General features: G+C 49.9%; 9 protein-coding genes. 2 read left to right on the top strand and 7 right to left on the bottom strand.

Going from position 1 to position 9,436, the window contains the following annotated elements; genetic code table 11:
* Positions 1-1,848: zincin-like metallopeptidase domain-containing protein (locus WKT20_RS13860; RefSeq protein ID WP_340417527.1), on the top strand; the 1,848-nt coding region annotated here is incomplete at its 5' end.
* 106 nt (positions 1,849-1,954) lie between these two features.
* Here the strand turns inward: WKT20_RS13860 and WKT20_RS13855 are convergent.
* Both WKT20_RS13855 and WKT20_RS13850 read right to left on the bottom strand, forming a co-directional pair.
* Complete coding sequence (locus tag WKT20_RS13855; RefSeq protein WP_005816269.1) at positions 1,955-2,320, bottom strand: DUF2958 domain-containing protein; 366 nt, start codon at positions 2,318-2,320, stop codon at positions 1,955-1,957.
* A 2-nt stretch (positions 2,321-2,322) separates the two neighbouring features.
* Positions 2,323-2,616 carry a hypothetical protein gene (locus tag WKT20_RS13850; RefSeq protein ID WP_005816271.1) on the bottom strand — a complete coding sequence of 98 codons (294 nt, stop codon included), beginning with the start codon at positions 2,614-2,616 and terminating at the stop codon, positions 2,323-2,325.
* 394 nt (positions 2,617-3,010) lie between these two features.
* On the opposite strand from WKT20_RS13850, the gene WKT20_RS13845 reads away from it, so the two are divergent.
* On the top strand, positions 3,011-4,273 hold the full coding sequence (locus WKT20_RS13845; protein WP_005816273.1) for an ATP-binding protein: 1,263 nt from the start codon (positions 3,011-3,013) through the stop codon (positions 4,271-4,273).
* Between the two features lie 140 nt (positions 4,274-4,413).
* On the opposite strand, the gene WKT20_RS13840 is transcribed toward WKT20_RS13845, so the two are convergent.
* The 5 genes from WKT20_RS13840 to WKT20_RS13820 form a co-directional block, all read right to left on the bottom strand.
* Positions 4,414-5,820 carry an OmpA family protein gene (locus WKT20_RS13840; protein ID WP_005816276.1) on the bottom strand — a complete coding sequence of 469 codons (1,407 nt, stop codon included), beginning with the start codon at positions 5,818-5,820 and terminating at the stop codon, positions 4,414-4,416.
* 54 nt (positions 5,821-5,874) lie between these two features.
* Positions 5,875-7,326 carry a MobV family relaxase gene (gene mobV / locus WKT20_RS13835; protein WP_303114139.1) on the bottom strand — a complete coding sequence of 484 codons (1,452 nt, stop codon included), beginning with the start codon at positions 7,324-7,326 and terminating at the stop codon, positions 5,875-5,877.
* Positions 7,327-7,534: 208 nt separating this feature from the next.
* The gene (locus tag WKT20_RS13830) at positions 7,535-8,419 is read right to left on the bottom strand and encodes a hypothetical protein (RefSeq protein ID WP_005816280.1); all 885 of its coding nucleotides are present in this window, start codon (positions 8,417-8,419) and stop codon (positions 7,535-7,537) included.
* 79 nt (positions 8,420-8,498) lie between these two features.
* Positions 8,499-8,909, bottom strand: a complete 411-nt coding sequence (locus WKT20_RS13825) for a hypothetical protein (protein ID WP_008766906.1) — start codon at positions 8,907-8,909, stop codon at positions 8,499-8,501.
* Positions 8,910-8,982: 73 nt separating this feature from the next.
* Positions 8,983-9,396 (bottom strand): hypothetical protein, encoded by a 414-nt coding sequence (locus tag WKT20_RS13820; RefSeq protein WP_005816283.1) that lies wholly within the window; start codon positions 9,394-9,396, stop codon positions 8,983-8,985.
* Between the last annotated feature and the right edge of the window lie 40 nt (positions 9,397-9,436).

The raw sequence follows: 9,436 nt of genomic DNA, 5'->3' as shown, positions 1-9,436 counted from the left end.
GAGCGTATTCAGTCGCTGTCGGGCAAAGACGGATGGAAAAAGCCCTGGTTTACTGAAGGTGCGTTGCAATGGCCGAAAAACCTGAACGGACGAGAATATAATGGCATGAACGCTATGATGTTGCTCCTGCATTGCGAGAAGGAGGGTTACAAGATTCCTCGCTTCTGTACCTTCGACCGCATACAGCAGTTTAACAAAACTGGCAAGAAAGACGAGGAACAGAAGCCCCGTGTGTCAGTACTGAAAGGTGAGCATTCTTTCCCCGTGATGCTCACCACGTTTACGGTGGTCAATAAGGAAACAAAGGAACACATCAAGTGGGAGGACTACAAACTGCTCTCTCAGGAAGAGCGCGAAAAGTACAATGTATATCCAAAGCTTCAGACTTACCATGTCTTCAATGTGGCGCAGACCAACCTGAAGGAGGTCAGACCAGAGTTTTGGGAGAAACTGGAACAGGAATACTCGATGCCCAAGGTAGAGAAGGACGAGCAGTTTGCCTTTGAACCCGTGGATAGGATGATAGCGGACAACCGTTGGATATGTCCCATCAAACCGATGTTCGGTGATTCCGCCTATTTCTCCATCAGCAAGAATGAGATTGTGATGCCTGAGAAAAGGCAGTTCAAGGATGGGGAGTCTTTCTACTCGAACCTTTTCCACGAGATGGGACACTCCACGGGTGCGGAGGGACAGTTAGACCGCATCAAGCCCGCTACCTTCGGCTCGGCAGAGTATGCACGCGAGGAACTGGTGGCAGAACTGACGGCTGCGCTGACCGCTCAGCGGTATGGCATGACAAAGCATCTGAAAGGAGATTCGGCTGCCTATTTGAAGTCTTGGCTGGATTCGCTGAAGGAGTCGCCGCAGTTCATCAAGACCACGCTACTCGATGTGAAAAAAGCTACCTCAATGCTCACGCAGCATATCGACAAGATTGCTATGGAGATAGACCAGGAGAAAAAGGCTGAGCAGGAAAACGGGCAAGGGAAAAGTTATCTATCCATAGATGACGGCGACCATGCAGTCTTGGCATATAATGGTTCTGCTGTATATATCCAGCATCATGAGAAGGAGGACTCTGTAAAGATTGCTGTGCCGACGAGTAACGGTCTGGAAGTGAAACTCTCTGTTCCTTACGACCACGGCAAAGACCTTGACACCAATTATCAGGAGGCTTTTGCCCAGTACAAAAGCCTGACAGAGCCTTCACAATCGAAAGAAAACGTCTATTATGCCTCCATCGCCTATCTCCAATCAACGGATGACACATCGGAACTGGATAAGCTAAAGGAGAAAGGTGACTATCAAGGACTGCTGACGCTTGCCAAGGAATACTATGACGGGAACGGCATGGACGAGGAGCAGACCTACAGGAAGCCGTGCCAGAACAGAGGCGATGACCTGCTAATAGAGGACAAGGACTTTGCAGTGGTCTATAACGGGAGTGTCGGCGGTACGTATGAGGTGTTCCTGAAGCATACGGAGCAAGAAGTGCGTGACCATATCACTCGCTATGGCATAGGACGTGCCAGTGAGGACGTGAAGGCTGTGGCGAGGGAGATGACCGCCGAAGAGTTTTCGGAATTGGCGCAGCGAAAAATGCCGATATTCCAAATGCCGAATGGTGGTTTGCTGAACCTGCAATATAACAAGGATAAGGATAGCCTGGATGTGGGGACTGTGACCAATGCAGGACTCTCTGTGAAGCATACCTTCCCTTTCAGCCACAACCATTCTATGGACGCAAACATCAGCTCTGCGTATGAGCAACTGCTTGACATGGATGAGTACCAGAAGGAAGAGGTACAAGAGGAGCACGTTGCCAAGTCCGCTTTCCGAAGATGAGAGTAGTATCGTAGTATATACTAATCGTAGGCTTTACTACTCATAGTAGGTACTAACAATAGTCAGCCGCAAGGAGTAATGTCCCTGCGGCTGATTTAATTTGGGGTCATTCCATATTATGAAGGAATGCTTGTAAATCCTCGTCTGGAATGCTCTTCAGTTTCACCGGCTTGAAGCCGTCCAACTGCTCCACTTGAAATATCTCGTCCACTCCATATTTGGAGCCATCCACCTTTACGCTCTCCATTTCATTGACGGAGGTATAGCCATACTCCGTTTCATGCAGACCGCATACGATGGTGAACAACGTGGTGTCGTTACCTTCCGGCTGTCCTTCAAGTACGAACCAACGGACGTGTCCGATGAAGAATATTGCCACACAAACGGCATCCTTGCCTTTGCCGTCCTGTGAATACAGAGGATAGGATTTCAGTATCTCCTCCAATACGGGTGTAATCAATCTGCTTGCCATAGTCAATCGTTGTTAAGTGTTCTGTAATACATTCTGTTCTCTACAAGGTGTTCGATGGCCTCTGCTGCCAATCGGCACACCCACTCGTCACGCTGGTCATAACGACCTTTTTGATAGTCGTTGGCAAGGCGTTCCAAGAAGGCAAACACCACCTTGCCCTTTTCGTTGATAAGATAGCGATGGTCATCTGCAAGGGCATTGCCTACCTTGGCGGCTGACCCCATCTGACCGTTTACGAACCGTGAGAAGCACTCGACAAATGCCTGCTCGTTTTCTGATAATCTGTGTAATTCCATACGCAAAGAAATTATTTGTTCAACTTGTTTTTCTTCCCTCCTTTTGAAGCCTTTCGGCTCCTCTTGTCGGGAACTGATTTTTCGTGCATCAAAAGACTGCGGAATGAGGGCGATAAGGCAAGAAAACAGACGGAGGAGTTAATGAAATACCCAAATCTTTGATTTGCGGAAAGCTGTCGTTCAGTCCTCTGCCTGTTAGCATGGCGGTACTTGACCATTCGCCCGGGCAGTAACTTTGCAAAGAAAAATGGGCATCGGCAAGTGGAATAGACACTACAAAACAGGAAAATCATTGATTTTTAGTGCATTTTTCTTTATTTCTTTCTTTGATTTAGGATAAAATATATAACTTTGCCTCCGAAAAAGTGTCACAAGTGACAGTTTTTCGTAAAATATGATAGTAAACAGATATAGATACATAGAACAGTTGAGCCGTTCAAAGAACAACGGGCTCATAAAGATAATCACAGGATTGCGACGTTCAGGCAAGTCGTTCCTTCTGAAGAAACTCTTTCATCAGCATCTATTGGATGAGGGCGTGAGAGAAGACCATATTCTCGTCATCGACATGGAGAGTAGGAAGAACAGAGAGTTCAAGAACCCGGACTACCTGTTGGACTGGGTGGAAAAGATGATGATTGACTATGAGACTTATTATATCATCATCGACGAGGTGCAGGAGGTGGAAGACTTTGTAGAGGTGCTCTCTTCCTTGTCAGTTACCGAAGGGGCGGATGTGTATGTCACAGGCTCCAACTCGCGTTTCCTGTCCTCTGACCTGGTGACGGAATTCCGAGGCAGAGGTGACGAGATACATGTGTGGCCACTATCCTTCAAGGAGTTCATGACGGTGTATGATGGTTCGAAAGAAGACGGTTGGGCTGAATACAGACTGTACGGAGGTTTGCCGCAACTACTTACACAGGTTGGGGATGAGAAGAAGGCTGATTTCCTGCGTCGCCTTTATCGCACGGTATATCTACGTGACATCTACGAGCGGAACAACATAGAACTGAGACCTGAATTTGAAGAATTGTCGAAGACCGTAGCATCCAGTATAGGAGCACCTGTCAATGCACTGAATATAGCCAATACGTTCAAGTCCGTAAGCAATGTGCAGAGCATAACCGACAAGACAGTGTCGGCTTATCTGGAATATATGCAGGATGCTTTCCTTATCGAAAAATCCGAAAGGTTCGACATCAAAGGACGGAAATACATAGGTTCGTTGTCCAAGTATTATTATCAGGACGTAGGTCTGAGGAATGCTATTCTGTCGTTCCGTCAGAGCGAGCCGACACATATCATGGAGAACGTCATCTACAATGAGATGCGTATGCGAGGATGGCTCGTGGATGTGGGTAACGTCTATCATCGAGTGAGGAATACGGAAGGAAAGCAGCAGAGGGTGACATTGGAAGTGGATTTTGTCTGCAACAAAGGGAGCGAGCGGATCTACATCCAGTCGGCGTGGCGTATGCCCGATGCAGAAAAGATGGAACAGGAGAAACGGTCGTTGCGTCTTGTAGATGACTCTTTCCGCAAACTGCTGATCGTGGGAGAACATACCAAGCAGTGGAGCGACGAAAACGGCATACAGATAATGAGTATATATGACTTCCTGCTTGACTGGTCAAGTACTGAGAAACACGGATAAAAAAAAGATATGCGCATAGAATATGCGTTAATACATATATGATTAAGGGAGGGCCTATCCATCACGGACAAGCCCTCCCTTTCTAAAATTTATCAATGAAAAAAAAGTTTTAGTGCTCTTGTTCGGAGCTGTATGTCTGGCTATAGATACAGCAGGATTCTGGTATGGCGGTTCGCCTCATTGGGCGAGTAATCGTCAATGCCGCCATCGAAAATCTGAGAGATGGTGCCATTTTCCATACCACGTTTCATCAGTTCCTCTGCAATGAATCTGGCACGGGAACGGCTGAGGTTATCATTGATGGCTTCACTGCCTGTGGCACTGTCGGCAGCGCCGATGACCTTAACTTTCAAGCCATATTTCTTGGCGATGCGTGCTACTTCGTCGAGATTGACGAGCTGTGACCTGTTGAGCAACCTGTCAGTGCCAAGTTCAAAGAAGAAATAGATGGGCGCACCTATGCAAGCCTTTCCTGAGTGGATGAGCGATAGGTAATCGTCTTCCGGCTCACCTTCAGCATTGCCATATTCTTCTGTACAAGAGGCGGACTCCATGACCTTTGTCTTTTGACCATTACCATACTTGTCTCTCATTCTTGCACGCAGCGAGTTGAGACCGCTGTAGTCGTTTCGAGGATAGCCATTTGTGACGGAAGAAGCGGCATCGTCAGAAAAGAGGTGGCCGTACTTGTCCAGAAGTCCCTCGATGGCAAGAATCTTGCGCAGCTGCTCCAGAGTCTGACAATCTCGATCGTGCTGGGCGTGATAGCGGCTGTTGCTGTCAGAAAGGGATGAGGCGTATGCCGAAAGCCATTCGTTCTGTGCGATGTACGGGCGAGCGTCTATCACTCGCTTCCAGCCAGTCTTGCCGATGCGGACAGAGAGGCCGAGGGATGCGGACAGCAGATGGTCGCCAAGGCGGTGTGCCTTGCCATAGCCGTCAAAATCCTGCATGGTGGTCATGTTGCCTATCTCTGCCGTAACAGCAATGCGTGGGGAGAGATGATACTGCCCCTGTATGCCGTAGGAAATGGCAAAGGGCTTGTGGGCATTCACCTTGTTGTGCAGCATACCCACGCCCACGTATGGAATGACACTCCATCTGGCAAGAGTGTGTACATCGTCCTTGTAGAGGTTGCCGAGGACATTCCACATGAAATCAGCACGCAGGTACTGGTAGTCCTGCGAGGAGTTGTTGCAGTCGTTGAACTGCATACCGCCATAGTTCAGACGACCGCCGACGGAAGGTGTGAACCATTTGCCGATCGACACGGAGAATGCCGGTTTCATGCGACCGAATAGGTCGTTGCATCCGAGCGGTTTGCCGAGGAAGACCGTAGTTCCTCCTGCCGCTTGGACAAACCAGTTGTCCGTCCATGGCGAAGCTACCAATGCCCCTTTCATGTAGGAAGGTTTAAGCGGACGAAGCATACCGTCTGCCGAAAGTCTGCATACAACGGTGGTGGTGTCCGCCGTGCGGTGATAGTCTTTGGCTTGCGCACCCAATGAAAGGGCGAAGCCAAGGGATAGAATAAGTATTTTTCTCATGTTGTTCAATTTAATCTGGTGAATACTATAACAGGTGATACGTGACAGTGCCGCTTATCGTTTCTTCCTTTTGCCGGAAGAGGGGCGCATCATGCGTGCAGCTTTCATCATGCAACGGCGTGCCCAAGCGCGTTCATCCTCGTCATCGTCACGTCCCCATTTGAGGTCGGACGAACTGCCGCCACCGCCATGACCTTCGGCAAAGGTGGTGGCATCATCGACGTAGCCGAGGAATAGAAGCGTGGCACAGTACATCACCTCCGTTCCATTCTCCGCAAAGGCCTGAAGCAGGGAACCGTCAAACACGTCCTTGCCCTCATTGGAAAGCCGTGCCACACGTTCGGAGAACTCGCTGACCATGTTTTCGAGAAGGGCATTTCTGAGAACGGTGTCCGCACCTTGTCGGATAGTATCGGAATATCTGTGTGCCTCCTGCCGCAACTCCTCCGTGCGCTCCTTCATGGCGGTCATCTCCTCACGCAGGGCATCGAGCTTGCGGTCAGCCTCTGAGAGCTTCTCCTGCTTGTCGTCCAGTTTCGACTGGATAGCGGACAGTTCCTGCTCCAGCTCTTGGACTTGCTGACGGAGAGCATCAGGATTGTCGTGACCTGCAAGAATCTGCCGATGCAATTCAGCAAGTGCCGCCTCCTTCTCAGCCTTCTCCTGCAAGAGGTTGTTGACCATTGAGGTGAGTCCTTTTACTCTCCGCTCTGCCAGACGGATGTCCGATTGGAGCGAGGCGAGTGTCCGCTGATGGGTGACGACGGACTGCTCAATGGTGGTGCACTGTTCTGACAGCTGGCGGCGGTATTCTTCGGTGGTGCGGTGGCGTGCTCCCGTCTCTGAGACGGAAGTTCCGCGCTCCATGCCCCAACGCTTGTTGACATCGGCAAATTCGCTGTGCAGGGCTTTCATCCTGGCAGAAAACTCGTACTTGTCCTTTCCGGCGAATATCTGTTTGTATGCAAACTTGCCGTCCTTGATTGGCAAGAGGGTGCAGTGAACGTGCGGATTGGTTTCGTCCAAGTGTAAGATGAAAGCGACGATGTTCTCCTCACCGTATTTGTCCGCAACAAAGCGGTAAACATCCTTTGCCCATTCCTCAATGTCCTTGCATCGGGTTAGATGCGAATTGTCCGCTCCGTGAGTGAGATTCACCTTCTGGTCACCGAATGCCAATTCTGTCATACGTTCTCGTGAGCCTCCGAAGATGAAATTGACCACTGTGCGGAAGCGTGGCTCTGCCAGTCCCTCGTTGGGGTCTTTGATTCCACGGCTCCGCAGGATGTCTGCCATGCGCTCCGGGATGCTTCGGCTCTTGTCTATAGGACAAACCTTGCCGCCCCGAACCTCGAAGTTGAGCCGCTCACGGCTGCGGTCGTAGTTGCCTGTTGATTCAGCGGATCCCCAACCCTTTTCCGTCCAACGGCGTTGGTGCTCGTTGCTCTGTGCTGTGGTGATTCCCTTAGATGGTCGGAAATCCATAACCTGTTTTGGTGTTGCCATAACCTATTTCCTTTTATGTGTGTACAACTCTCCTGTCTCCAGCTTGCTGCTTGTAAGGACAGCCTCCCGATGGTCGGAGACCAAGAGGGGTATTAGGCTACCCAAATTCCCTCATTTCCGACCAACGGGCAAGCCCGATTATTTTACAGCAATGGCAGACGTGTAAACACTGTGCCAGTAGAAAAGAAGAAGCGTTGTACGGTGATTATTAGAGGTTAATACAGCCTTTTGATGGACAGGAGCCCTCTTGGTTGGCTACAATGGCAAGGAACGGTCGGCAGAGTGACTGAAACTGTGACTTGATGGCTGCGCTTTCCTGATGCAAGGCTGGTGAGCTGCCATCCAATGCCAATTCTGATATTGCCTTTGCCGCCTCGATGAATGAGAGCCAGTCTCCTCCCAGGTCTTTGTAAAAGAAGGGAAGAAGGGAGGTAACGAGGGCGTTATCTGTTTCCTGCGAAAGCACCTGATGGAAGGTGGCTTCGCAGACAGCTGTGAGTGCAGTCATACAAAAGGCGTGTCCTACAGATTCGGGAATGTTTCTTCCGCATGGCACCTTGCCAATTGAATTGCCATTGTCGGCTTTCTGCAAGATAATGGCTACTTCCTCTGTTGCATCTTCGTAGAGTTGTTCACATTCCGAGGCGCAAGCCGATGCGGACATCTTGCCGCTTCGCCATTCGTCCAATGCGGTACACATCTTCTGGCGGAACACATCCAAGGCTGCGTCAATCGGAGAAACGGCAGGTGTCTCAGCCAACATCGGGATGGTGATGATTTGGCTCTTCGTGAGACGGGTGACGGAAATCTGGTTCATCTTCTCCAACTGCTCGATGAAGGTGCGGACAGTGGCGCGGTGCCAATGCCAGCATCCTGCCAGTTCGGTAATGGTGATTACAAACTGCCCGTTGGACAGGCTGAACTCCTGCTTGCACAGATCCTTGGGGATGTACTGTACAGAAGCCTTGTCTACAAGGTCAAGGTAGGCTTCGAGCTTCGACAGCCTTATCCCGGACCTCTCTTTCAAGAACTCCAACAGGGACATCCGTTCAGACATCTTGCCGGAACTCGTTCTATGTTTCTGTTTCTTCATTTCAATAATCTGTTTGGTGAATACTGTTGTTTGTCGCCAGCTCCATTATACAAAAGGAACGGCATGATACAGGTGATACTTAATAGTAGTATATGATGAGCATTTCTGTGTCTTCGAGGAGCATCTTGCGGTCAGCCTTGTTCTTCCACAGCGATATGACTATGCGCGAGGGATAGAACAGTGATGCCAGAAGGACAAAGGAGATGGTGACAGCAAGCGTGAACAGATGAGGAGTGAAGACAAACACCACTGCCGCCAACGCGGCGATGCAGAAGGGTGTCCGCTCCTCGTGCAGACGCTGTAGCCACCTCTCCACATCCATAAAGACAAAGAATATGGCAAACGCTATGGTGGAAGCCACTACGCCTATGTCGTTATAGTGTACACAGAGGTAGAGGAAGTGGAACACGTACAGCAGGATGAGCAGCATCAACCGGTAGAGCTTCCTTGCTGTCACAAGCGCGGTCATGCGCAGATAGAACCGTGTCATAAACTGTCTGCGGCTTCTGTGCAGAATCATCGTCACAAAGAAGAACGCTGACATCAGGATGAGAAACAGTATCTTACTTGTCATAATATGTATAGCATGTGAATAATGGAAGTGGACTCAGGTCGGGCTGGACGACACCGTGTGTGGCAGTGGATATGATACGCTCCACATCCTCCAGTGTCAGTTCTCCCTTGATTATTCTCTGACGGAAAGCTCCGTCGGTTGTCCGAAGGCTCTTGATAGCCTGTTCCAAGTCGTACTCGGCTATCTGCCACACTTGCCCTCTCGTGTAGGGGAAATGATGGTGGATGGCCTTGACCACAAGCACACGGCTGAGGATGTCGGTCATTCTGCCGTTCCTGACTATCGTGTGGTTGCGGACAGTGGCGATGCTCTCAATCTCCAGCCATGTGCGGTGACGGTCGAGAAGATGGATAATCTTCATGTAAAGCGTTTCCTTCATCAGATGGTCGGGAGCTTGTGGCATGACTTTGGCCTTTGTTGTGGACAACAGAATGGAGCGTTGT

Source organism: Phocaeicola sp. ICN-14070 (genome assembly GCF_037892625.1).
Classification (GTDB): Bacteria; Bacteroidota; Bacteroidia; order Bacteroidales; family Bacteroidaceae; genus Phocaeicola; species Phocaeicola plebeius.
The sequence above is the reverse complement of the archived record's forward strand: the minus strand, read 5'-3'. Positions and strand labels throughout refer to the sequence as shown.